Genomic DNA, 23,269 nt, shown 5'->3' with positions numbered 1-23,269 from the left:
GGCAGCGTACTAGGTGCCGAACAGACGCCGGGCGTGGGAGAAGTTCTCGGTCAGGATCCGAGTGAATCTGTCCAGCGCGTCCGGGGCTGCCTCTTCCGCAGCAGCAGGGGCTCCTGAAGCAGTGGAATTGCAGGTAATGCCCTCTGTCGAGCAGGAGCTGGAGTGTCCGATGAATTCCTGGAAGCTCGTCATGGCCAACTGCGAAAACAATGTTGAAGCCAGATTCGCAAATGGGTCCTCCGGTTCCAGAGCCTGACGTTGCGCGATCAGTTCCGCCAGCGCTCGCTGACGCTGCATTGCCGAATGAATCATCCGTTTCATCAGCGCCGGTTCCGAATGCATGATCTGCATGAAGGAACCCATATCCGTCGGTGGGACGTCCATGGTGGCATATGCCTTGATGAACAACTCCAGAAGGGCCTGATCCAACGGAAGTGCGGTGGTGGATCCGGAGGAGCTCGCCACGGACGTTCGAGCGGAGTCCAGGAAATCCTGGGCGAACGGCTTGAACGGGTCGGCGGACTTCACCCCCAGGACGGCGTCCTCCTTGGTGGCGAAGTAGTTGAAGAAGGTGCGGCGGGAGACTCCGGCAGCCTCGCAGAGTTCCTCGATCGTGAATCCGTTCAATTCACGTTCGGCGGTCAGCGTGCGGGCGTGGTTGGTCAGCGCGGCATAGGTTTCCATGCGTCGACGTTCCCTGGCCCCCGGAGCCTCCGTTGCACTTTTCTTCACATAGTGCAGTTTTGCACTATTGGGCCATGGGTGCAAATCGGGAGGTGGTGTAATTGCGCACACTGCCGCGGAAGCGTGAACCTGTCTGGCCGGGCGGAAGGGCCCCCGGGCATGGCGGCGGCCCACCCCGTTGCCGGAATGGGCCGCCGAAGGAGGGGGCTGTGCCTTATTTGCCCGAAGGCGAGGTCATCGTGGTGACATCCAGAGCTGTATCGAGCTGCTCTTCGGTGAGTTCGCCGCTCTCAAGGAAGCCCAACGCGATCGTGGCCTCACGCACGGTGAGTCCTTCGACGATGGCCTTCTTGGCGATCTTCGAGCCGTTCTCGTAGCCGATGAACTTATTCAACGGGGTGACGATCGACGGGGAGGCTTCGGCCAGGAAACGGGCCCGGTCCACGTTGGCCGTGATGCCATCGACCATTTTGTCCGCCATGACCTGGGAGGTATTGGTCAACAGGCGAATCGATTCGAGCAGGTTCGCCGCCATCACCGGAATCCCGACGTTGAGCTCGAAAGCACCGTTGGTGGAGGACAAGGAGACCGTGGTGTCGTTGCCGATCACCTGGGCGGCGACCTGAATCGCGGCTTCACTGATGACCGGATTGACCTTGCCGGGCATGATCGAGGAACCCGGCTGCAGATCGGGGATGGCGATCTCACCCAAACCGGTATTGGGGCCCGAGCCCATCCACCGGAGGTCGTTGTTGATCTTCATGATCGAATAGGCAATGTTGCGCAGCTGACCCGAGGCTTCGACAAGCCCATCGCGGTTTGCCTGGGCTTCGAAATGGTTACGTGCCTCTGTCAGGGGCAGACCGGTGTCCTCGGCCAGCAGGGCAATGACCCGCTGGGGGAAGCCTGCCGGCGTGTTGATGCCTGTGCCGACTGCCGTTCCGCCCAAGGGGACCTCTGCCACGCGGGGGAGGCTGGCCTCGATCCGCTCGACGCCGTAGCGCATCTGGGCGGCGTAGCCGCCGAATTCTTGCCCCAATGTCACTGGTGTGGCATCCATGAGGTGGGTCCGACCGGATTTCACGACGTCGGCAAACTCGTCGGACTTGCGTCCCAGGCTTTCGGCGAGATGGTTCAGCGCCGGAACCAAATCGTTGAGCAGCGCGTCCGTGACTGCGACGTGGACCGACGTCGGGAAGACATCGTTGGAGGACTGCGAGGCGTTGACGTGGTCGTTCGGGTGAACGCGGGCCTGACTGCCGGCGGCTTCCAATCCCTGGTTGGCCAGAGCTGCCAGAACCTCATTGGTATTCATATTCGACGACGTCCCTGAACCGGTCTGGAAGACGTCGATGGGGAAGTGCGCATCATAGTCGCCGGAGGCCACGTGCTCGGCCGCATCAACGATGGCGCGGGCGATCTCCTCGTCGAGGACGCCTAGCTCCGCGTTCGCCAGGGCTGCCGCACGCTTCACCCGGGCCAACGCCTGGATATGGCGACGTTCGAGCCGCTTGCCGGAGATGGGGAAATTCTCTACGGCGCGCTGCGTCTGTGCGCTATAAAGGGCGTCGACCGGTACGCGGACTTCGCCCATGGTGTCATGTTCAATACGGAATTCATCCTTGCTAGCCATGACATCACCATACGCCGCCCGGGGGCCCGAACCCGATCCCGGGCGGCGTCATCTGGGACACACCATGACCTAGAGTGCGCCGAATCCCGTTACTATTTCTGCCTTGCCTTCTTCGAGGCGGTAGGTCACGCCAATGACGGCCGTCTCACCGGCGTCGACGGCGTCCGAGATGAGCTTGGAGGATTCAACCAACCGGTGAGTGGACTGCCTGACGTGCTCCTCGACCGTCGTATTCACATCGGTGACCCCTGCCCGTTGGGCGGTGATGACCGAGGGGGTGATGCGCTCGACGAGATCCCGGATGAACCCGGGGGGCATCTGCCCGGTCTCGAAGGCGTCCATCGTCGCTGTCACGGCGCCGCAGCTGTCGTGGCCCAGGACCACGATGAGGGGGACATCCAATAGGGCAACACTGTATTCGAGCGAACCGAGCACGGCATCGTCGGGAACGTGCCCGGCGGTCCGGACAACGAACACATCACCGAGGCCGACATCGAAGATGATCTCGGCGGCCAGTCGTGAATCCGAGCAACCGAAGATGACGGCGAAGGGATGCTGGGTATTCACCAGGGCCGAACGACGGGCAGAATCCTGGTTCGGGTGGTTGGTGGATCCGGCAACGAAGCGGGCGTTGCCCTCACGCAGTTTGGTCCAGGCCTGGGCCGGGGTGAGAGGTGCGGATTCGGACTCAAGAGATTCAGCAGACATGAAAAAAGAGTACATCCGCCACGGCGCAGATCCGCTACTGCGTTGAGTTGGATTGGTCCTTCATGACGGACCGGGCGGCCTTTTGGAGCACCTCATCGCCGGAATCGGAGCTGAGCATGAGCGTCGATTCCTTGGTCTTGCGAACCCAACTGACGTTTGCCTCTCGGGTGTAGGACTCCCACGTGGTCCCGTCGACCTTTACGGTGCCCGACTCGGTAGCGTCCTCGCTCATCTTGGCGATCCAGCCCGGTGTGGCATCTGCGGTCTGACGAATCCAGACAAAGCCCTCGTCGCCCGTCACATAGCCGACTTCCCAGTAGTCGATCTTGTCGGCGCTTCCGGAATTCCAGCGGGCGAAGTTCGGATACCAGTCCGCGGGCACTGCGGGGGCTACCGGTGTGAAATCGGCTGCCTGGTCGGCCTGGGAAGCCACCGCGGAGACGTTCACGTCAGGTTTGAACTTATCGTCGTTGCTCGGCGGATTCAGGGCGATGACCGGTACCGCAACGGCAACCGTCAGCAGCACGGAGATGATCATGCCCTTCAGCGATTGGTTGGCCCGCTTGGACTGGGAGGGCGTCAAGACAGGTGTTACCTGCGGCTCTTCGGCATCTGGGGGCGTCTGGGGTGCATCACTCACGCTTCCATTGTCCCCGATTTTCACGACCGTGGATGACGCGGTGTCGGTCATCACCACCGCATCCATCGTTTCAGCGGATATGCTCGAAGGCGTTGCCCATGGCACCCACACCCACTCGACGACGAGGAACACCGTGACAGAAGCCACAAATTTTGCCCACCTGTCCCCCCGACTGTCCGTCGGCGATGCCGAACCGGACCGCAACCTGGCCTTGGAGCTGGTACGCGTCACGGAGGCTGCCGCGATAGCCGCCAGCCCCTGGGTCGGCTTCGGGGACAAGAACTCGGCAGACGGTGCGGCCGTCGACGCCATGCGTTCGCTGCTCTCCACCGTGTCGGTCACCGGGACCGTCGTGATCGGAGAAGGCGAAAAGGATGAAGCCCCGATGCTCTTCAACGGCGAAGTCGTCGGGGACGGTACCGGGCCCGAGGTCGATGTCGCCGTTGATCCCATCGATGGGACCCGCCTGACGGCACTGGGCATCAACAACTCGGTAGCTGTCCTGGCCATGGCCGAACGCGGTTCCATGTTTGACCCGTCGGCCGTGTTCTACATGGAGAAGTTGGTCACCGGCCCGGAGGCCGCCGAACTGGTGGACCTACGCCTGCCGGTGAAGCAGAACCTTTACCTGATCGCCAAGGCCAAGAACAAGCCGATCAACCAGATCACCGTTTGTGTGCTGGACCGTGAACGTCATACCAAGCTGGTGCGGGAGATCCGCGATGCCGGGGCCCGCACGAAGTTCATCATGGACGGCGATGTCGCCGGCGCCATCTCGGCCACTCGTGAGGGATCGGGTGTCGACGCGTTGATGGGCATCGGGGGAACCCCCGAGGGCATCGTGACTGCCTGTGCCATCCGCTCGCTGGGCGGCGTCATTCAGGGCCGTCTCTGGCCCACCGATGACGAGGAGAAGCAAAAGGCCATCGATGCCGGGCACGATCTGGATCGCGTGCTGTCCACCAACGATCTGGTGACCAGTGACAACTGCTATTTCGCGATGACCGCCATCACCGACGGCGATCTACTGACCGGAGTGCGCTACAAGAACGACAAGATCTTCACGCACTCGATCGTCATGCGTTCGAAATCCGGGACGATCCGGACCGTCGAGGGCGAGCACCAGTCACGCAAGTGGGAGCCTTACACCCGCTAGGCGATCGAGCCCGAGAAAAGCTAACCCGTGAGGCCACGAGCCTTGCGGGTTAGTTCGTTTCGGCGGTGGTCACGGCGAACGCCACGGCCGGTCCCTCGCCGAGACGTTTGGCCACCACCGGAGCTTCGTGAGCGGGAATGAACGCCGATTCCCCGCGAGTCAGTTGCAGATCACCACGAGGCGAATCCAGCAGCAGGTCACCGGACACACAGAGCAGTGTCACCGGGCCGTTCTGGGCGACGGCAACGTCCTCGCCGGCCAGCAGGGCATCACCGGGCAACGCGATGCGTTGGAGCTGGAATTCGTCGAAGGGCGGCCGGTAGATCTCCTGTCCGAGCATGTTCTTCGCGGCTTCCAGATACGGGACGCCCAGACTTTGGAAGTCCACCGTGTCCATCAGTTCAGGTAGATCGATATGTTTGCCGGTCAGCCCGCCGCGCAAGACGTTATCCGAACTAGCCATGACTTCCACCCCCAGTCCCCGCAGGTAGGCGTGGATATTTCCCGCAGGAAGGTAGATGGCCTGCCCGGGTTCCAAGGTGATGTGGTTGAGCATCAACGAGACCAGGACCCCAGGATCGCCGGGGTAGAAACCGTTCAGCGATTCCAGCTCCGCCAGACCGGTATCAGGAACCGTCTCGCGGCCTGAAGCAACGGCCGCGCTGGCGAGCCCGACGAGACGGACCACGTCTTGGCCTCCGGAGAGCAAATCGGTGAACGCCCCCCGCAGATCGCCTTGTCCCAGGGTGGTGGCCGTATGGCGGGCCGCGAGGACGGCACTGCCGTTCTCGTCGGTGAGCTCGGGGTCCGCCTCGATTGTTTCGGCCAACCAGGTGAAGAGGGCCGCCGACTCGTGCGCGGCCCGGAACCCGCAGAGGGCCGAGAACCCGGTGAGCGCGAACAGGAGCTCGGGCTTGTGGTTGTCGTCCTTGTAGTTGCGGTGCGGTGCCGAACGGTCGACGCCGGCTTCCTCCTCAGCGGCAAAACCGGCACGGGCCTGCTCCAGAGTGGGGTGGACCTGCAAGGAGAGCGGTTTTTCCGCGGCGAGGATCTTCGCCAAGAACGGAAGCTGCCCAAAGCGGGTGGACGTCTCCTCACCGAGAAAGAGGGTGGGGTCGGTGGCGATCAGCTCATTGAGCGGAGTCGTGCCGTCGACGTCCGGGTGGCTGGCCTTCGAGGGGGAGTCGGGATGTGCCCCGATCCACATTTCTGCTTCGGGGCCCCCCGTTGCCTCGGCTCCGATGAGTTCGGCGATGGCCGTGGACGATCCCCACGGATAGTCCCTGACGGTATTGCTCAGGCGGTACATTCGGCTCCTTGGCAGCTGGGTCGATACGGGGCGCTACCACCCAATCTAGGCCAGTGCGCTAGGTCCCCGGTACCTCCGTCGTCGGATGGCGGTGCGGGTCATGGTGCGCTGCACTCGTTGTTATTGGCTGCGATCTCCGAGATGAGTGTGCGTTGTCCGTTGATTTCGAGCTGGACCAGATACTTCTCGGTGATGGGGGAGCCATCCGGCTGCGTGGAAGGAACCGCCGTGGGATCGGTGTTGCCCTCGATGGCTTCCGGAACCGCCGACTTGGCGTCGGTGGCAGGCTTGGTGGGCGCCGCCGACGATGGCTTGGTCTTCCCGGAGGCGGATTTATCGGCCGACGCTGACTTCTTCTGTGCGGCGGCAGCTGATTTCTTGTCAGCAGCCGCCCGGGCGCCAGCATCGGTGGCCTCCTCCAGCAGCCCGTCGACGCGGGTATGGATCTGGCTGTAGTCGGGGAAGGTGGAGAACCGGTCGGAAGTGGTGCCGAAGTCCGGGGCGCCGAGGGTGAGGCGCTTAAAGGGGTTCTTGCCGGCCTTGTTGGCGAGGTTGAGGAAACTGCCGAGTTGGGACTGTGGGATGTCAGTTTCGAGTAGATCCTCACCTGCGGACATGATGTCGGAGAACCGGGTCAACACCGTGGAGGGCTTGAACTGGTTGATCATCGCCTGCTGCAAGCACTGTTGGCGGCGGATGCGGTGGTAGTCGGTGGTGAAATCACGTGAGCGGGCGAACCAGAGTGCCTGCTTGCCGGTGAATTTCTTCGTTCCGGGGGAGAACCAATGGGTGTTCACGAGCGTCCCCGGCCATTTCTTGGCGTTATAGGGGACCCAGCCTCCGGACTCAACGGTGACCCCGCCCATGGCGTCGATGAAGGTGGAGAACCCGTCCATATCGATCACCACGTACGCCTGGACATCGATGCCCGTGATGCCGGTGGCGGCATCCATCATCGCCTCGGCGCCCGGGTTGGCCTTGCCCGGATACAGATCGGCATGATCGGCCTCAACCGTGGGGTAGAGGGCGTTGATGATGCACTCATCGCCGCAGTCGAAACCGCGGGGGTAGACGTCGTGGAGCGGAGAGTCCTTCGGGAACGGAGCATTTTGCAGGTTACGAGGAATGGAGATCATCGCGGTTCGCCCCGATTTCGCGTCGATGCTCACCACGGCCATCGAATCGGGCCGCAGCCCCGTCCTTCCGGCCCCCGCGTCGCCACCCATCAGCAGGATGTTGTAGCGCCCATCGACGGGGTCCATGGAAGGACCCGAGGCAAAGACATTCTGGATGGTGTCCCGGCCAGTGTTGAGTATGAACGCACCGTAGCCCAGAACGCCTCCGGTGAGAACCATCAGAACGACCGTTGACGCCGCGACAACGCCGCGCATGGCCGGAGTCAATAAACGCGGCCGGATGATCAACAACGTATTGATGAACATCAGCATCCATCCGGCGGCCAACAGCAGCAGGACAATGACGAGGATCAGTTGGATGACCGGCTTGGCCAGAACCTCGATAACGGTTCCACGGTTGATGAGTGCGACCACGAGGCCGATGATGATCAGCGCCCAACAGGTGAGGGTAACCGTCAGGACCCGGCGCCCCAGAGTCCGGTTGCCGGCCACTACCTGCGCCCCACCCGGAATGAAAACGGTCAGGGCCAGCAGGAAGAAAGCCCGTTTGGTCCGGATCGGTGCGGAGGCGTGTTCGGGATCCCGCACTGGATTCTGTGTGGGGGAGAAACGCGGCGTCTGTTTGTTCATGGGTCAGGAACCGAGCCCCATCTCCTCGGTGAGACGCTGGCGGAGGCGGTCTCCCTTGGCGGAGGCCTGCTGACGGAGTTCGTCCGCAAAGTCGACCAGACGAGAACGCAAGCTGGTGGCCAGCTCATCGGTACCACTGGCCAAGGTGCGGACGGCCAATAACCCGGCATTGCGGGCACCACCGATGGAGACGGTGGCCACCGGTACCCCTGCGGGCATCTGCACGATGGACAGCAGCGAATCCATGCCATCGAGGGTCTTCAGCGGGACCGGCACGCCGATCACCGGAAGGGGAGTGACGGAGGCGAGCATCCCCGGCAGGTGGGCGGCGCCGCCGGCACCGGCAATGATGACCCGCAGACCGCGTTCGTGAGCCGTTTTGCCATAGTCGATCATCTCGTCGGGCATGCGGTGGGCCGAGACGACATCGGCTTCGAAGGGGATGCCGAATTCCGTGAGGGCTTCGGCGGCCAGGCGCATGACGGGCCAGTCGGAGTCGGAACCCATGACGACACCGACGAGGGGCTTCGCGGTGTTCATGCGGTTCGGGCTCCTTCGGTTGAGGCCGGCCCCGGGGCCCCGTCGCGGATGATGTCTGCCACCTGCGTGGCGGTGCGGCGGACATCGTCGACGGTCTGGCCGGCGGCGCCGACGAGGTTGACGTGACCGATCTTACGGCCGGGCCGTACGGACTTGCCGTAGACGTGGATCTTGACGCGGGGTTGCGCGGCCAAAGCGGCAGGGAAAGCTGAATAGAGCTCGGGGTTCGCCCCGCCGAGGAAATTCTTCATGACGGTCACCTCGCCCAATGCACTGGTGTCGCCCAACGGGAGGTCCAGCACGGCACGCAGGTGCTGTTCGAATTGGCTGGTCACCGAACCGTTCATCGTCCAGTGGCCGGTGTTGTGGGGGCGCATGGCCAGTTCGTTGATGACGAATCCCGGGCCGTGGCCGGGGGTTTCGAAGAGTTCGGCAGCCATGACGCCGGTGACACCGAAAGCCTCCGCGATGCTCAGTGCCGCTTCACGGGCCGCCTCAGCAGTGGCCGGGTCCAGTCCGGGGGCCGGGGCGATGACTTCGTCGCAGACCCCGTCAACCTGGATGGTGTGCACTACAGGCCAGCCACGGGCTTCACCCGAGGTGGTGCGAGCCACGAGAGCCGAGAGCTCCCGGCTGAAATCAACCTTCTCCTCGGCCAGCAAGTCGGTTCCGGCGGCGAACCAGTCGGTGCATTCGGATGCTGCGGCCGCATCGTCGAGCATCCGCACCCCCTTGCCGTCGTATCCGCCGCGTGGGGTCTTGAGCACCACGGGCCATCCGGTGGAATCACCAAAAGTAATGAGCTCCTCGATCGAAGCGACCCGGGCCCACACCGGGTTCGGTAGTCCGAGCTGGTCGATGGCAGCCCGCATGACCAGCTTGTCCTGGGCATGGATCAGGGCTTCGGGACGGGGCTGGACATTAATCCCCTCGTCGATCAGGGCCCTGAGGTGTTCGTTGGGGACATGCTCGTGATCGAAGGTGATCACGTCGACGCCGGCGGCGAACTCCCGCAGGGTTTCCAGATCCCGGTAGTCGCCGACCGGGGCCTGGGCGACGGCAGCGACTGCCGAGACCTCTGGCCCCTCGGCCAAAACCCTCAGGTCAAAACCGAGGTTCGTTGCTTCAGGGGCCATCATTCGGGCAAGTTGGCCACCACCGACCACGCCAATCACAGGAAAATTCACCTCTTCAGGGTACCGAACCGAGACCAGTCCATCGGCCGTGACGGGGCCCTGAACGGGGGATTATGAGGAAACTTTGAGTTGCAGCCGATAGAATGGGGAGCTGGCCGCGTCACGGACGCAGTGGACCGGCTCCTGCTGGAGCCCCGAATCTCGGGGTTTTTACCCGCACTGAACACCGTCTGTGGAGGAACATGCTCAACGAGTTGGCGAAAAAATGCCAAGGCCTTTTCACCATGCTGTGGCGAGAGGTCATGAAATTCGGCGTCGTCGGCGGTGTGGCGTTCATCATTGATACGTCGATCTTCCTGTGGATGATGAACGGGCCGATGCACGGTTCCGAGGTCAAGGCCAAGATCGTCGCCGGGATCGTCGCCACCATGTTCTCTTGGGTCGCCAACCGCTACTGGACCTTTAGGCATCGCCGCCGGGCTTCAGTGGTGCGCGAACTGGTGTTGTTCATCATCATGAACGGCATCGGCTTGTTCATTGCCGCGGCCTGCGTCTGGGTCACCAAATACTGGATCGGTCTGACCGATTCGACCAGCCTGTTCATCGCCGGGTCGGTCGTCGGCCTGGTGTTGGGCACGATCTTCCGCTTTTTCGCATACCGCTTCTGGGTCTTCACCGAAGAGCTAGACAACGAGCCGGGCTTCAACCACGACCATGACCTGATCGGTCACCCCGAAACCGCCAGCATGGCTCAGGAAGACGGGATGCCGCGCGAAGGCGGCGACCCCAACCCCACAGCGCACTAGGTTCCGAAGCTGTCAGGCCCGCCCCGCGATGACGTCGTCGGGGCGGGCAGTTGTCTTTAAAGGTGTCGTTCCACGCGTTCATCGTCGAGCATTCGCTGTGTGGGGGAGGCCCCGGGGCCGAGGAGCACCAGCGGTGAATCCCCCCGCCATTGGGCCACGGCAGCCCGCAACGTCGTGCCGAGGTCGGTGACGGGGCCCAGCAGGGCCGTGCCGTGGGCTGCGGGCAGGGAAAAGAGCTGTGCATAGTCCAAGTCCCCGGTACCGTCATCGGCCGTCAACGCCGGGGCGGCAGCCGGTACCGGATCAGCCAGGTAGTAGTCTCCGAAACCGCGAACCTCGGCCACGTAATCCAGGCACCCCGAAGGAACTTCCCCGGGGAAGGACAAGGCCAGGGACTCCAGCCCAACGGCCACGACCTCAGCGGCGGGGAAGACCTCGGTGGCCGTGCTGGGGTTGCCGGTGAACACCACATCGGGGGAACCCGTCGTGCCGTGGTGGTGGTTGGCCCACTCGTGGAGCGGGCTCTCGGTGCCGGATGCCGGAAGGATGAGTTCGGCGCCGGTAGACCAGATGGCGAAAGCGATCGCCAAAGATTTCCAGTGAGCCGGCAGATCGAGCAAGATCCTGGTCCCGGGACCGGCGTCGAATTCCTCGGCGAGGAGGTTCGCCGATTTCGCGACCCAGTTGTCGAAAACATGGCCGCTCAGTTCCACGCGTTCACCGGGATCGCCGTACCAGGTCAGCAGCGGGGAGGCGGAGTCCCGGTGTCTGGAGAGCAATCGGTTTGTAAAATCTAACGAATCGGTATCGGTGGTCATGGACTCAATCCTCTCAAACCTGTGAAAACCCTGATAATCCGGGGAACTGTCGGACACGCCCATCGGTACACTCATATATCGGGCGTGTTGCGACATGGATCGGAAGGCTTCCATCTATAGAATCACCGCCTCCACTTGACGTCGGTGAGTTACACCATTGTAATTAGTAGGAGAAGCAGCTTTTTCCAGACAACGGACTAAGCCGTGGCCGCTCACGCGACCAGACGTAGGACGGACGGTTACCGTTCGACAGGTCGGGTAGGTGGCCGGTGTAAGAGAGACAGCCAACCAGCGGAAGGGCGCACACCATGGGGAACGCAGAGCGCATTTACGATCCCAGCCAAGCCGAACAGGCGTCAAAGAGGTACGGCTCTCGTGGAGTCCCCGCAGACTGGTTCCTCGATCCCGCAGACAATGCGGCGGCAGAGAACTACCGGGCCGCCGGACTGGACCTCGATGACCAGGCCACGGCATTCTTGGCCGCCCACGAGTCCGATGTTGAGACTCCAGAGGCCCTCCTGGCTCCGGTGCGTGACCTGCCCGTGGAGCGCCCCGCCCAGACGGCTCCCGCCGAAGTGGACCCGCAGCAGCAGTTGTGGCTCGGCATGCCGGGCTACCCCGGCGCAGATGACGAGGGAGAACTCGGCTGGCAGACCGAAGCATTATGCGCCCAGACCGATCCCGAAGCCTTCTTCCCCGAAAAGGGAGGCTCGACGCGTGACGCAAAAAAGGTCTGCGGTGCCTGCAACGTTCGTTCCGAATGCTTGGAGTATGCGCTGTCCAATGACGAACGCTTCGGTATCTGGGGCGGCCTCTCCGAGCGTGAGCGCCGTCGGCTGAGGAAGCGAGCGGTCTGATTCATTCGCAAGTACGCGTCACGGCCGTGGTCGTTGCGCACGACGGGGAGAGCTTCCTTCCGGCAACCCTCGAAGCGCTGACAACCCAAACCCGGCCGGTCGATCACTTCATCGGCGTCGACGCAGGTTCCCAGGACAACTCTGCTCGCATCCTGACCGACTCGCTGCCGGCCGGCAGCCCGCTGGTCAAGGCACGGGCGAGAGGATTCGGCGCCTCGGTGCGCGCGGGCGTGACCGGCGAGGATGCGCTCCCTCGCCGCGCGGGCGACCCGACGACGTCGGGAAACCTTCCGACCGTGGACCCCGAGATCCAGGACTGGATCTGGCTGATCCATGACGACTCGGCCCCCGACAGCGGTGCCCTGGAGGCGCTCCTCGAGGTCGTGGAGACCTCCCCTGCGGTGACCATTGCCGGCTGCAAGCAACTGGACCGCGATCAACCGCGCCGCCTGCTGGACGTCGGGTTGGGCATCAGCCGCTGGGGCGAACGCCTGACCATGATCGATGTGGACGAACTCGACCAGGGGCAATACGACTCCCGCTCCGACCGCTTCGCAGTGAATTCCGCAGGCATACTGGTCCGCCGGGACGTCTGGGAGGATCTAGGCGGCTTCGACCCAGCCCTGCCCGGACTCGGCGACGACTTGGACTTATGCTGGCGTAACCGGCTGGCCGGCAACCGTGTCGTTGTCGTCCCGACGGCCAAGATGCTCCACGCTCCCGATAAGGTCCGCTCCATCGCTGGCCCGTTGGCCGGCCGCCGGGCCGAGGTCTATTTGCGGCTCAAGCACGCCGCCGCCTGGAAGGTCCCCTTCGTCGCCCTCGGCGCGATCCTTGGTTCCCTCTTCCGGCTACTCATCTCACTGGTGGCGAAGGACCCGGCCTTCGGCTTCGGGCAACTGAGCAGCACCCTGACCGCAGTGTTCTCCCCGGTAGCCCTCCGCGGTTCGCGTCGCGGGGCCCGCCGGACCCGGAAGGTCTCCCGTTCGCTGGTCCGCCCGCTGATGGTCCCGCGTCGGGAAGTGTGGGCCCACCGACGCAACCTCCTCCAGGCCGCAGGCACCTCAACGGTCCTCGGCGACGGTTCAGGGGTCACGGCCGAGGCGTCCAATCCCTCCGGCGACAGTTCCGACGACTTCGCGGAATTGGCTGCCCCGACCCGCACCAGCTCTTCGGTCAGCGCCGTGATTGCGGTTCTGGCCACGGCCGTCGTCGCCCTCCTGGGGCTACGGAGCGTCTTCGGTTCCGGGGCACTGGCCGGCGGATCGATGCTTCCGGTGAGCGATCGACTCTCAGGGATCTGGGCCCACGCCACCGGCTGGTGGCAGGACCTGGGAACCGGGATGCCGGGGCATGGTGATCCCTTCGACCTGGTGCTCTGGCTGCTCTCGCTGCTCGGGTTCGGTACCCCCAACACCGCCATCGTGGTGTTGTATCTGGCGGCCATGCCGCTGGCGGCACTCTTCGCCTGGCTGGCCCTCGGATCGGTGACGGCGAGCCGGGCCGCCCGGTTACTCGGCGCCCTCGTCTGGGCGCTGGCCCCGGCACTGCAAGTTGCCCTGGGCTCGGGGCGGGCAGGTGCCATCGCCGTGCACGTCCTCGTCCCGCTGGTCGGCCTCGGAGTGATCCGTGCCGTCGGCGCCGGCCGACCGCGCACCGAACAGCACGCCGTCCCGTCCCCAGCGGATCCGCCGTCGAAGGCGGGTTTGCATGGAGTCCCCTCGTGGACCGCTGCTGCCGGGGCAGCCTTGGCCCTGGCGGCAGTCACTGCCGCCTCCCCGAGTTTGCTGCCGCTGGCTGTCGTGCTGGTGGTGGTGCTCGCGATTCCTTTGGGCCGCCGGGCCCGGACCCTGTGGTGGGTTCCGGTGCCGTCGCTGGTCCTCGCACTGGGAAGTGTTCCGGCTGCCCTGAACAACCCGCGGGTCCTGCTGGCAGATCCAGGGGTCGTCCAGCCGTTCCAGGCGGCGGACCTGTGGCAACAGGCATTGGGCTTCCCCGTGGCATTCGACCCGATGGCGGGAGCCAATGGGTTCGGATGGGCAGCGAACCTGCTCCCTGGCCCGTGGGCGTTCATCGCCGCCCTCATCGTGGGTGTTCCACTGCTCCTGCTGGCCATCGTCGGTTTGCTACGCCGTGGCCGGCGCGGCGCGATCATCCGCACCGCCTGGGTGGCCGGTGTGCTGACCCTGGCCACCGGATACGCCGTGCAGGCACTTCCCTTTGGTGTCACCGCCGGCCGTGAGGTCACTCCCTTCACCGGTCCGTTCGTTTCGGTCTTCATGCTCGGCGTCCTCCTCTCAGCCGCAGGTGGCCTGGACTGGATGCGTAGCGTCAGGATCCACAAGACCTCGAGGCTGCGGGTGATCGCCGGCCCCGCCATGGCGGCAGCCGTGGTGTTGGTCCTGGCCTCGGCCACGGTAGCCACCACGTTGTGGCTGGCCCCCCGTACGGTCGGAACCGCGGATGCGGCGGCGGGCGAATCCGGCGCCACGTCGGATCTGGGCTTGGGGCAAGCCGTACTCCCCGTTGCGGCGCGCACGCTTCCCGCGACGGCAGCAGACCGAGGGAACTCGCCCTTGCAGGAACGCACCCTCGTTTTGGCTCCCGAGGGCAACGACGGGGCCATGAGCGCCACGTTGATGAGCGGTTCGGGGATGAGTCTGGACCAACTCTCAGCAGTCTCCGCCAGCTCGCGGCTGACGGGAACACTCACCGATCCGCAGGCGGCACCGGACGACGATTCAGCAAAAGACCTCCGCAGCACAGTGGCCGGACTGGCCTCGGGCCAAGCCATCGACCCGCGGCCGGAACTGGCCCGTTTCGGAGTCAGTTTCGTGGTGCTGCAGGTCCCCGAAGGTGTTTCCACGTTGGCTGGCCGTCTTGACGGTGTTCCGGGACTGGCCCCCGTTGGCTACACCGAGGCAGGGTGGCTGTGGCGGGTGACCCCCGACACCGAAATCAAGGACGCCGAAACCCCCAACGAATTCACCGCCCGTGTGAGGTTGCTTGATGCCGAGGGCGAGACCACCTCACTCATCGGATCCCATGCGGCCCGCGTGCAGGCCCACGCGCTACCCAACGGCCCGAAGGGGCGCACCGTCGTGTTGGCAGAACGGGCCGACCCCGGTTGGGAAGCCACCTACGACGGCAAGGCTCTCGAGTCCACCACCGACGGGTGGGCCCAGGCGTTCAAACTGCCCAGCGGAGCCGGAGAACTATCGATCGGCTATTCGGCGCCCTGGTCCCTGCCCCTAGGAATTCTGATGGTCCTGGTCTTCGCAGGGACCCTGCTGCTGGTCATCCCGATCCCTGCCTCCCGCCGGTTCGCTGCCCGCCGGGTGGAGGAATTCAGGACGACGGGTAGCGCCGAATCCGTGTGGGATATTGATGATGCCGACGGCGAACACCTGCAGGACGAGGACGACGGCGATGCCCCGTTGGAGGGCACGTCAGGAGCTGAGGAGCACAAGTCATGACCCGGAAGAACCGCTTACCGCGCCGCGGACGCGCCGCAGCGGCCTCACTGGGGGCTGTTTTGCTGGTGGCCACCGGCGGCGGCATTGCCGTGGGTTCGCTCAACGGCCCCCTCTCGGCACCCGAGGTTGGGGCCGTTCCGCGTGTCTCGGTACCCGCGGGGGACTATGTGGGCCAGTGCCCGGCGACGGCTCGGTTGGTCGATGGTGCTGCAGGAGAAGGCACCGACCCGGCTTTCGCTGCCGCCTCGGACTCTGAAAAGACGATGATCCGTTCAACGGTGCTCTCCGATGCCGCCGAGCGCCTCCCCGGCGCCGCGGTGGAGAAACTCGACGGGACGACGGTGCGCACCTTGTCCAAGCGACTCTCGGACGAGAAGGCCAGCGAAGATCAATCCACCGGTGAAGATGGGTTCACCGGCCGGAAAGCCAAGACGGCCTCCGGTGTGAGCGAGCCGTCGGCAGCGAACCTGCGCGTCCAACCGCTGGGCGGGCGGCAGTCCACTGCCGGGGCAGTGCGCAGCTACGTTGCCGGTGACGGCGATTTGGCCGGGCTGGCGGCGGCGAACTGTCAGGTCCCGGCGAACGAACAGTGGCTCACGGGTGCCTCGACCACGGTCGGCAGCACGGCGTTGCTGACCCTGGCCAACCCGTCGGCCTCCCCGTCCACCGTCGATCTGGAACTCTACGGTTCCAAGGGTCCTATCGAGGCGGGCAACGCCCGCGGCATCATCATCGCCCCGGGGGAGTCGACGTCGATCGTCTTGGGCGGCATGGCGTCGGGGGAGAAATCACTCTCCGTCAAGGCCACGTCCACCGGTGCACCGGTCAGCGCCATCATCCAACAAAGCACGCTGCGTGGTCTGACGCCGGGAGGCGTGGACTTCATCGAGCCGGCGGCTACCCCCGATGAACACCAGGTCGTCCCCGGGATCCTCATCCAGGACGCTAAGACCCAGAAGGACATCATCTCGCAGAAGGGGTACGAGGACGCCGCCCCGACCTTGGATCTGACCGTTCCCGGGGCCAGCGATCAAAACGTCAAGGTCCGACTGGTGGGCAAGGACGGTCCGGTGGACCTGCCCCGCGACGGCCAATACACGGCCCAAGCCGGTGCCACCACCAGCGTGCATCTCACCGGAGTCAAGGCAGGGAACTACACGGCCATCGTGGACTCGGAGGAGCCGGTGGCTGCTTCCGTGCGCATGACCCGGGGAACCAAGGCCAAAAAACGGACCGATGCTGCCTGGGCTGGTGCGGCACACCGGCTGGGTGGCGAACATCTCGTCGTCGTCCCCGAGGGGGCCGAATCTCGTTTCCTCTTCCTGGCCCGGGACGGGGCCGGGAGCATCGACCTGCGTCCGGTCACTTCCGACGGCAAGGTCGGCAAGGCGGTCACCGTGGAGGTGGATCAGGGCCACAGCGTGGAACGCAGCATCGATTCCTTGGGACAGGATGTGGTCGCCGTGACCCTCAGTGCCAGTGGGGATCCCGTTTACGGCAGCCTGCTGGCCACCCACGGGAAAACTGATGTCTCGGTTCTTCCGCTTCCGCCGGCCAGCCGAGGTGCCACCGATATCAGCGTGGACCTGCGCTACTGAGCCTCGACAGGGCGAGGCGCTAGAAGCCGCCCTCCCACGGGTGGTAATCGGGATCAATTTCCTCGGGTTCACGCAGCAAAAGCTCGGCCACCTGTTCGACGACGGCCAGATGGACGACTTCGGGGAGCACCATGGGTGAACCAGCCAGTTCCTCCACGGGGCGCCGGTAGATGGTCACCCGGGCGAGGCGGCGCGGGGTGGCCCCCCATGACCTGCCCAGGGGAACCGGACGTCCCGAGGCCTCGGAATAGTCCAACGAGGTGCTGCGCGGCATGAGCTCTGTCGTGAATTCCATCGAGGCGATGGGCTGGCCCCACAACAATTCGAGACGTTCGGCGGATTCGGCGATGAGATCCTCGAAGCGTTCGGCGCGGGTCCGTGAGCCGGGCAGCCCGGGATGCATGAGGTTTCCGCGCAGACCGCGTCCATGCCGGTTGCGTCGACGGCGGAGGAACGCTCCGGAATTCGTCTCGGTGTCTGCCCGCGCAGCGGGGCGGCTCGCCGTCCCGGGATCTTCAAACCGCACCGTGAAACCTTCTGCCATGACACCGAGCCTACCGAAGATCTTCGACGTGGGCGGGGGAACCGTTTCCCGCCATGCCCGGCTGCTTGGGGCGTAGCCGAGGGCACGGCAGGTAAGCTGTTTTCTCGTGGGATCCCTTCGACTTTGTTCACGCTCCGCCTGTGGCCGCTCGGCCATCGCGACCCTGACGTTTGTGTACGCCGATTCCACCGCCGTTCTCGGGCCACTGGCCACCTACCCCGAACCGCACTGTTACGACTTATGTAGCGAGCACGCCCACCGGCTGACCGTGCCGCGTGGCTGGCAGGTCCTGCGCCTGGAACTTCCCGAAGCACCCCGTGTCGCTTCCGATGAACTCTCGGCCTTGGCCGACGCGGTGTCCGAACCCCGCCCACCCGCGACGGATCGCCGGGAGACCCTCGTCGAACCCGAAAGCGGTCCGACGAATTCCATCTCGGCTCGCACCGCACCAACACCCCTGGACCCGCCGGAGGACACGGACGGCGGACGAGGGCCTCTACGTATTCTGCGTGAACCACGCTAAAGCCATAAACTGGGCCCATGGCCCACATCACACCCCAGCTCCTTGAGATCCTGCGTTGCCCGGTCACCGGCTCGACGCTCACCCAGGACGGCGACGCGTTGGTCGCCACCGCCCTCGACGAGCATGGCAGCACCCCGCGGTACGCCGTGCACGAAGGAATCCCTGTCATGCTGGGCCCCTCCCCGGCCGAAGGCATCAGCCGGACCCCGGAGGTGAACTAGCCGTGGGCTTTGACTACCGGATCGCCGATATTTCCTTGCACGAGGCCGGCCGCCACCAGATTCGACTCGCCGAACACGAGATGCCTGGCCTGATGTCCCTGCGGGCCGAATATGCCAGCTCCCAACCCCTGGCCGGGGCACGGATTGCCGGGTCACTGCACATGACCGTCCAGACGGCAGTGCTGATCGAGACGCTCACCGCCTTGGGTGCCCAGGTCCGTTGGGCCTCATGCAACATCTTCTCCACCCAGGACGAGGCAGCAGCAGCCGTCGTCGTGGGGTCCGGGAGTGCCGCACACCCCCAGGGGGTGCCGGTTTTTGCCTGGAAAAACGAATCCTTGGAGGAGTATTGGTGGACCGCCGAGCAGATCCTTTCGTGGCCGGGAGCAGATACCGACCCCGCTCGGGGCCCGAACCTGATTCTGGACGACGGCGGAGATGCCACCATGCTCGTCCATCAGGGGGTCGGCTTCGAAGCCGCAGGATCTGTTCCGGCAGCAACTGGAGCCGATAGTGCGGAATACACGATCGTCTTGGACGTTCTGCGCCGTTCATTGGCGCAAGACCCCGGCAAGTTCACCCGCCTCGCCGCAGGAATCCTGGGAGTCACCGAGGAGACCACCACGGGGGTCCACCGGCTCTATCAACTCGCCGAAAGCGGGGAACTGCTGTTCCCCGCCATCAACGTCAACGACTCGGTCACCAAATCCAAATTCGACAATAAATACGGCATCCGCCACTCGTTGCCCGACGGCATCAACCGGGCAACCGACGTGCTCATCGGCGGCAAAGTGGCAGTGGTTTGCGGGTACGGCGACGTGGGCAAGGGGGCGGCGGAGGCGCTACGGGGCCAAGGCGCACGCGTGATTATCACCGAGATCGACCCGATCTGCGCGCTGCAGGCCGCCATGGATGGCTACCAGGTCGCCCGGCTGGAGTCGGTCATCGGCCAGGGCGATATCTTCATCACCACCACCGGTGGGACGGGGATTATCCGGGCCGAAGACATGGCTGCCATGAAGGACAAAGCCATCGTGGGCAACGTCGGACATTTTGACGATGAAATCGATATGGCAGGGCTCGCCGCGGTGCCGGGCATCACCAAGGTCGAGATCAAACCGCAGGTCCATGAATGGGTCTTTGACGGCGGAACCGATACCGCACGCTCGATCATCGTGCTGTCCGAGGGACGCCTGCTGAACTTGGGCAACGCCACCGGCCACCCCAGCTTCGTCATGTCCAATTCCTTCGCCAACCAGACGATCGGACAGATCGAACTCTTCGGTCGGCAGCGGGGCACCGATGACGGCGCAGATCCAGCCTACGAACGACAGGTCTATGTGCTGCCAAAAATTCTTGACGAGAAGGTCGCCCGCCTCCACCTCGACGCCCTCGGCATTGAATTGACCGAGTTGAGGACGGAACAAGCCGAATATTTGGGGTTGGATCCCGCAGGGCCCTATAAACCCGAGCACTACCGATACTAGGGAACCGGCAGATCGCCAGTCAGTTGCCGAAAGGCAGCCGGTGGATACGCTCGCGGACCGTGCGTTGGCGTTCTGCCACGGCGCTCAGACGCCGGTAGTCGCGTTCCCTCCGTTCGGCGACCACGGCCGCCAGGAACTGTTCCGGTGGGCAGCCAAACGGTGGCGCGGGGGAAACATACGGCTGCAGGTCCGAGGCCAGTGTGGCGGCGACCTGCTCCCGGGAGGCCGCAGCCATGGAAGGGCCCTGACGGATGAAGCGGGCGATACGTGCCGCCAGGGGATCGGGGATCCGCCCCACATCGGCCAGCTCGGCCCAGGGACGCAGCTGCTGGGGCACGGGAAGCACCAACGGGGCCACACGTTCGCGGCGTTCGCGCATCGAGTAGGTGCCGGCGAGCATGTCTCCCAGACGTTTACCGCGTTCGTTGGCGAAAGAGACCAGCAAGGCCAGCGAACCGAAAAGTGCCAGGACCTCCAGCAGGGCGAGCATCGCCCGGATGAAGGCGTGGCGGAAACGGATGGAACCGCCGTCATCGCGCACGATGCGCAACCCCATGATCAGCCGGCCCAAGGACTTCCCGCGGCTCAGGGTTTCCACCAGCACCGGAACAGCCACCATCCACAGCACGACGACGATGATGACCACCGCGCGGATGGCCGCACTGTCAAAACCGGAAGCCAGTTTCTCGAGCAGGACCAGCGAAGCGACCAGACCGATCAGATAAACCAGATAGTCAATGAAGCATCCCACGGCGCGCAGCACGAAACTGGCGGGACGCAACTGCAGGACGACTGCCTCGCCGGTGATGATCGTGCTCACGGTATCCCTCCGTCGAGGCTGGGTGATCGGACGCCCGACCGGTGCCGGGGTTGACCCGGCGCAACGCGGCCGTCATCCCAATCTAGCCGACACCCCCACGTTAGGCTGGGATCGTGGATCTTGATGCCTTTGTCGCCGTTCATCGGCAGGAGTGGGACCGCCTTGACGTCCTGTCCTCCAGGCGTCGACTGACCGGTGCCGAATCCGACGAATTCCTGGGGCTCTACGAACGCGTGTCGACCCATTTGTCGATGGTCGGATCGATCGAACCCGATGCCGTCGTCTCTGCCGACCTCTCCGCCAGGATCTCGCGGGCACGTACCCGTTTCACGGGGGCCAGGACCCCTGTGCTGGAAGAGATCGCCACGTTCTTCGTCTACACGCTGCCGGCGGCCTTCTACAGGATCCGGGTGCTCACCATCGTGCTGGGGTTGGTGTTCATCGCCATCGCCTTTGCCTCCGGACTCTGGGCTGCCCACACCCCAAGCGTGCTCAAGGCGATGGGCTCCGATGCCGATCTGCAGCAATACGTGCACCATGATTTTGTTGACTACTACTCGGAGAACCCCGCCGCCTCCTTTGCCGGGGCGGTCTGGACGAATAACGCCCTCATCGCCGGAATGTGTGTGGCCTTCGGAATCTCGGGGCTGTATGTGCCCTTCGTGCTCTACCAGAACGCCGTATCGGTGGGGATGGCCGGGGGGCTGATGTCCTCGCTGGGTGAGCTTGACACCTTCTTCCTCTACATCCTGCCGCACGGGTTCATGGAGCTGACGGCGATTTTCATCGCCGGCGCTGCTGGCCTGCGCATCTTCTGGGCGTGGGTGGCTCCCGGGGCCAGGACCAGGATTGGTTCCCTCGCCGTGGAAGGCAGATCGTTGATGACGGTGGCCCTGGGGCTCGTCGTGGTGCTCTTTATTTCCGGGCTGGTCGAAGGATTCGTCACCCCCAGCGGGTTGCCGCATGGGGTCCGCCTGGGCATCGGCCTGATGGTCCTGGCCGGCTACTGGACCTACACGCTGGTCCTGGGTCGGCGGGCCGTCAACGCAGGATTCACCGGGGATCTAGGAACCTACGACGCCGGCGCCACCGCGGCCGTCGCCTAACGACTTTGCATGCCAACAGGGAAGGACACATTGATGGAGAATAAGAACGCCGTGCCAGAAGGACCCGAACCCGGGGACCTGGACAGCGACCGGCCGGCGCCCACCGCGGACGACCCGGAAGTTCCTGAGTTCCTGAAGGGGCCGGATCCGGAGGAGCCCATGGTCGACACCCCACAAAACGCCACCCCGGAAACAGCTGCCATCAGAAGCGAAGGTGGCCATACCGGTTCACCCGCGGTAGCGGAAACCCCCGAGGCGCGGGCCCCCCTCGAGGCGCAGGATCCTGCCGGGCAGGAGAACGGGATGGGGCCCGAGGCCTGGGACTCCGAATTCGCCGCAGCCACGGGCGCTGAAAACGCGGCGGCCTCTGCCACCGACGAGCCGAGCGCAACCGACGACTCCCGCACCCAGGCCTTGCCGGCATGGCAGCAGGAGCCTTCCTCCCAGACCCAGGCGATGCCCCGTTCGGAGCAGGACGCCGCAACGGGAGCGGCAGTTGCCGCGGAACCGTTGGCCGGTCAGGATCCGGATACCGACGGGGAAACGGTACGCGCCGATTCGGCGGCCGCAGCCAAACGTCAGGAACCGATCCCCGCAGGACCTGCCGCCGAAACCGACCGGGAAGCCCAGCGCCGTCAGCACGCCCGAGACGCCGCGCTGACGGCCAAACCGGTGTTCGCGCGGATCGTGCAGACCTTCCTGGCGATTGCCTTCCCCTTCATCGTGGTCATCGGGTCCATTCGTGCGGTAGCCAGTTCCTGGTTCCTCTGGTTGGACTATCACCGTCCAGGGTTCCCTTCGGACGGCTATGGTTTCAGCCAAGCCGACCGGCTGACCTATGGGAACTACGGGGTGGACTACATCAACAACTCGGCTCCCTCCGCCTATCTGGGTAACCTGGTGGACACCAACGGGGACCCGCTGTTCCTGGCCAATGAGGTGTCCCATATGGCCGACGTGAAATCCATCATCGGGATCACGTATGCCGCAGGGATCATCCTGACCTTGCTGGCCATCCTGATCTGCCTGTACCTATGGCGCCGCTACGCGGGAGGCATCCGCCGGGCGTTCTTCGCCGGTTCGGTCATCACCCTGGTCGTGATGATCGCGCTGACGGTACTGGCTGTGCTGAACTTCGGGACGTTCTTCACGGACTTCCACGAGCTGTTCTTCGCCCAAGGCAACTGGACGTTCCACGCCAACGACACCTTGATCCGCCTCTACCCGGAACAGTTCTGGATGGATGCGGGAATCGTGATCGCCGGGCTGGTGCTCATCACCTCCCTGGTGTTCCTGATCACCAACTGGCCCTCACGCAAGCGCCGTGACCGGGCGCGGCAACGCCAGGTGGACCGGGAGATGGGCCTGCTCTAAACCAGGTTCCACGTACGGAAACGGGCCGCTGCCTCGGGGATGATCCCCGAGGCAGCGGCCCGCAGTG

General features: G+C 64.5%; 21 protein-coding genes. 10 read left to right on the top strand and 11 right to left on the bottom strand.

The genetic code is table 11. The features are described 5' to 3' along the window. Nucleotides 1–9 precede the first annotated feature (9 nt). The 4 genes from AC3ZI9_RS12075 to AC3ZI9_RS12060 form a co-directional block, all read right to left on the bottom strand. The gene (locus AC3ZI9_RS12075) at nucleotides 10–732 is read right to left on the bottom strand and encodes a TetR/AcrR family transcriptional regulator (RefSeq protein WP_489923626.1); all 723 of its coding nucleotides are present in this window, start codon (nucleotides 730–732) and stop codon (nucleotides 10–12) included. Nucleotides 733–898: 166 nt separating this feature from the next. Further along, entirely contained in the window at nucleotides 899–2,317 is a 1,419-nt protein-coding gene (locus AC3ZI9_RS12070; protein ID WP_489923625.1) for a class II fumarate hydratase, read from the bottom strand. Nucleotides 2,318–2,386: 69 nt separating this feature from the next. Continuing rightward, nucleotides 2,387–3,025: a carbonic anhydrase gene (locus tag AC3ZI9_RS12065; RefSeq protein WP_087000467.1), complete on the bottom strand. Its 639-nt coding sequence runs from the start codon at nucleotides 3,023–3,025 to the stop codon at nucleotides 2,387–2,389. 34 nt (nucleotides 3,026–3,059) lie between these two features. Continuing rightward, a complete protein-coding gene (locus AC3ZI9_RS12060) occupies nucleotides 3,060–3,665 on the bottom strand; it encodes a DUF4245 domain-containing protein (RefSeq protein ID WP_179204330.1) in 606 nt (201 codons plus the stop codon). A 79-nt stretch (nucleotides 3,666–3,744) separates the two neighbouring features. Here AC3ZI9_RS12060 and glpX point away from each other — a divergent pair, with 79 nt between their 5' ends. Further along, complete coding sequence (gene glpX, locus AC3ZI9_RS12055) at nucleotides 3,745–4,821, top strand: class II fructose-bisphosphatase (RefSeq protein ID WP_087000471.1); 1,077 nt, start codon at nucleotides 3,745–3,747, stop codon at nucleotides 4,819–4,821. A gap of 49 nt (nucleotides 4,822–4,870) precedes the next feature. Here the strand turns inward: glpX and manA are convergent, their stop codons facing one another. The 4 genes from manA to AC3ZI9_RS12035 form a co-directional block, all read right to left on the bottom strand. Further along, the gene (manA, locus tag AC3ZI9_RS12050; RefSeq protein WP_489923624.1) at nucleotides 4,871–6,130 is read right to left on the bottom strand and encodes a mannose-6-phosphate isomerase, class I; all 1,260 of its coding nucleotides are present in this window, start codon (nucleotides 6,128–6,130) and stop codon (nucleotides 4,871–4,873) included. 98 nt (nucleotides 6,131–6,228) lie between these two features. Then, complete coding sequence (locus tag AC3ZI9_RS12045) at nucleotides 6,229–7,896, bottom strand: LCP family protein (RefSeq protein WP_443413576.1); 1,668 nt, start codon at nucleotides 7,894–7,896, stop codon at nucleotides 6,229–6,231. A gap of 3 nt (nucleotides 7,897–7,899) precedes the next feature. Beyond that, complete coding sequence (gene purE, locus AC3ZI9_RS12040; RefSeq protein ID WP_096223324.1) at nucleotides 7,900–8,436, bottom strand: 5-(carboxyamino)imidazole ribonucleotide mutase; 537 nt, start codon at nucleotides 8,434–8,436, stop codon at nucleotides 7,900–7,902. After that, a complete protein-coding gene (locus AC3ZI9_RS12035; RefSeq protein ID WP_489923623.1) occupies nucleotides 8,433–9,575 on the bottom strand; it encodes a 5-(carboxyamino)imidazole ribonucleotide synthase in 1,143 nt (380 codons plus the stop codon). Before AC3ZI9_RS12035 ends, purE begins: the two co-directional genes overlap by 4 nt. A 239-nt stretch (nucleotides 9,576–9,814) precedes the next feature. Between AC3ZI9_RS12035 and AC3ZI9_RS12030 the strand changes: the two genes are divergently transcribed. Continuing rightward, entirely contained in the window at nucleotides 9,815–10,378 is a 564-nt protein-coding gene (locus AC3ZI9_RS12030) for a GtrA family protein (protein ID WP_087000479.1), read from the top strand. Nucleotides 10,379–10,434: 56 nt separating this feature from the next. Here the strand turns inward: AC3ZI9_RS12030 and AC3ZI9_RS12025 are convergent, their stop codons facing one another. Beyond that, nucleotides 10,435–11,157: a TIGR03089 family protein gene (locus AC3ZI9_RS12025; protein ID WP_489923622.1), complete on the bottom strand. Its 723-nt coding sequence runs from the start codon at nucleotides 11,155–11,157 to the stop codon at nucleotides 10,435–10,437. A 347-nt stretch (nucleotides 11,158–11,504) separates the two neighbouring features. Here AC3ZI9_RS12025 and AC3ZI9_RS12020 point away from each other — a divergent pair, with 347 nt between their 5' ends. Genes AC3ZI9_RS12020 through AC3ZI9_RS12010 form a run of 3 tightly spaced genes read left to right on the top strand, consistent with a single transcriptional unit; the run spans nucleotide 11,505 to nucleotide 17,127 of the window. Then, on the top strand, nucleotides 11,505–12,053 hold the full coding sequence (locus AC3ZI9_RS12020; RefSeq protein WP_087000483.1) for a WhiB family transcriptional regulator: 549 nt from the start codon (nucleotides 11,505–11,507) through the stop codon (nucleotides 12,051–12,053). 26 nt (nucleotides 12,054–12,079) lie between these two features. After that, nucleotides 12,080–15,529 (top strand): glycosyltransferase family 2 protein, encoded by a 3,450-nt coding sequence (locus tag AC3ZI9_RS12015; protein WP_489923621.1) that lies wholly within the window; start codon nucleotides 12,080–12,082, stop codon nucleotides 15,527–15,529. Then, nucleotides 15,526–17,127 (top strand): DUF5719 family protein, encoded by a 1,602-nt coding sequence (locus tag AC3ZI9_RS12010; protein WP_489923620.1) that lies wholly within the window; start codon nucleotides 15,526–15,528, stop codon nucleotides 17,125–17,127. Before AC3ZI9_RS12015 ends, AC3ZI9_RS12010 begins: the two co-directional genes overlap by 4 nt. Nucleotides 17,128–17,146: 19 nt before the next feature. Here the strand turns inward: AC3ZI9_RS12010 and AC3ZI9_RS12005 are convergent, their stop codons facing one another. Beyond that, nucleotides 17,147–17,671, bottom strand: coding sequence for a metallopeptidase family protein (locus AC3ZI9_RS12005; protein WP_087000489.1), 525 nt, complete (start codon nucleotides 17,669–17,671; stop codon nucleotides 17,147–17,149). A 106-nt stretch (nucleotides 17,672–17,777) separates the two neighbouring features. On the opposite strand from AC3ZI9_RS12005, the gene AC3ZI9_RS12000 reads away from it, so the two are divergent. From AC3ZI9_RS12000 to ahcY, 3 genes are read left to right on the top strand one after another with little or no spacing between them, the layout of a single operon-like run. Then, on the top strand, nucleotides 17,778–18,194 hold the full coding sequence (locus tag AC3ZI9_RS12000; RefSeq protein WP_441379837.1) for a DUF3499 domain-containing protein: 417 nt from the start codon (nucleotides 17,778–17,780) through the stop codon (nucleotides 18,192–18,194). Between the two features lie 17 nt (nucleotides 18,195–18,211). Next, a complete protein-coding gene (locus tag AC3ZI9_RS11995; RefSeq protein WP_096223317.1) occupies nucleotides 18,212–18,415 on the top strand; it encodes a Trm112 family protein in 204 nt (67 codons plus the stop codon). Between the two features lie 2 nt (nucleotides 18,416–18,417). Further along, the gene (gene ahcY, locus AC3ZI9_RS11990; protein ID WP_489923619.1) at nucleotides 18,418–19,902 is read left to right on the top strand and encodes an adenosylhomocysteinase; all 1,485 of its coding nucleotides are present in this window, start codon (nucleotides 18,418–18,420) and stop codon (nucleotides 19,900–19,902) included. A gap of 19 nt (nucleotides 19,903–19,921) precedes the next feature. Here the strand turns inward: ahcY and AC3ZI9_RS11985 are convergent, their stop codons facing one another. Next, the gene (locus AC3ZI9_RS11985; protein WP_096223315.1) at nucleotides 19,922–20,722 is read right to left on the bottom strand and encodes an RDD family protein; all 801 of its coding nucleotides are present in this window, start codon (nucleotides 20,720–20,722) and stop codon (nucleotides 19,922–19,924) included. A gap of 113 nt (nucleotides 20,723–20,835) precedes the next feature. Between AC3ZI9_RS11985 and AC3ZI9_RS11980 the strand changes: the two genes are divergently transcribed. Beyond that, entirely contained in the window at nucleotides 20,836–21,828 is a 993-nt protein-coding gene (locus tag AC3ZI9_RS11980) for a stage II sporulation protein M (protein WP_087000499.1), read from the top strand. A 33-nt stretch (nucleotides 21,829–21,861) separates the two neighbouring features. Further along, complete coding sequence (locus AC3ZI9_RS11975; protein WP_489923618.1) at nucleotides 21,862–23,202, top strand: TIGR01906 family membrane protein; 1,341 nt, start codon at nucleotides 21,862–21,864, stop codon at nucleotides 23,200–23,202. Nucleotides 23,203–23,269: the final 67 nt, after the last annotated feature.

This window comes from Arthrobacter sp. AOP36-F1-5 (genome assembly GCF_058137995.1).
Note: the sequence above shows the minus strand (reverse complement) of the source record. Positions and strands in the feature narration are given on the sequence as shown.

Coding starts and splice junctions, on each gene's coding strand:
- AC3ZI9_RS12070 (WP_489923625.1), bottom strand. CDS start 2,317: ATGGCTAGCAAGGATGAATTCCGTATTGAACATGACACCATGGGCGAA.
- AC3ZI9_RS12065 (WP_087000467.1), bottom strand. CDS start 3,025: ATGTCTGCTGAATCTCTTGAGTCCGAATCCGCACCTCTCACCCCGGCC.
- glpX (WP_087000471.1), top strand. CDS start 3,745: ATGCTCGAAGGCGTTGCCCATGGCACCCACACCCACTCGACGACGAGG.
- manA (WP_489923624.1), bottom strand. CDS start 6,130: ATGTACCGCCTGAGCAATACCGTCAGGGACTATCCGTGGGGATCGTCC.
- AC3ZI9_RS12045 (WP_443413576.1), bottom strand. CDS start 7,896: ATGAACAAACAGACGCCGCGTTTCTCCCCCACACAGAATCCAGTGCGG.
- purE (WP_096223324.1), bottom strand. CDS start 8,436: ATGAACACCGCGAAGCCCCTCGTCGGTGTCGTCATGGGTTCCGACTCC.
- AC3ZI9_RS12035 (WP_489923623.1), bottom strand. CDS start 9,575: ATGATGGCCCCTGAAGCAACGAACCTCGGTTTTGACCTGAGGGTTTTG.
- AC3ZI9_RS12030 (WP_087000479.1), top strand. CDS start 9,815: ATGCTCAACGAGTTGGCGAAAAAATGCCAAGGCCTTTTCACCATGCTG.
- AC3ZI9_RS12020 (WP_087000483.1), top strand. CDS start 11,505: ATGGGGAACGCAGAGCGCATTTACGATCCCAGCCAAGCCGAACAGGCG.
- AC3ZI9_RS12010 (WP_489923620.1), top strand. CDS start 15,526: ATGACCCGGAAGAACCGCTTACCGCGCCGCGGACGCGCCGCAGCGGCC.
- AC3ZI9_RS12005 (WP_087000489.1), bottom strand. CDS start 17,671: ATGGCAGAAGGTTTCACGGTGCGGTTTGAAGATCCCGGGACGGCGAGC.
- AC3ZI9_RS11995 (WP_096223317.1), top strand. CDS start 18,212: ATGGCCCACATCACACCCCAGCTCCTTGAGATCCTGCGTTGCCCGGTC.
- AC3ZI9_RS11975 (WP_489923618.1), top strand. CDS start 21,862: ATGGAGAATAAGAACGCCGTGCCAGAAGGACCCGAACCCGGGGACCTG.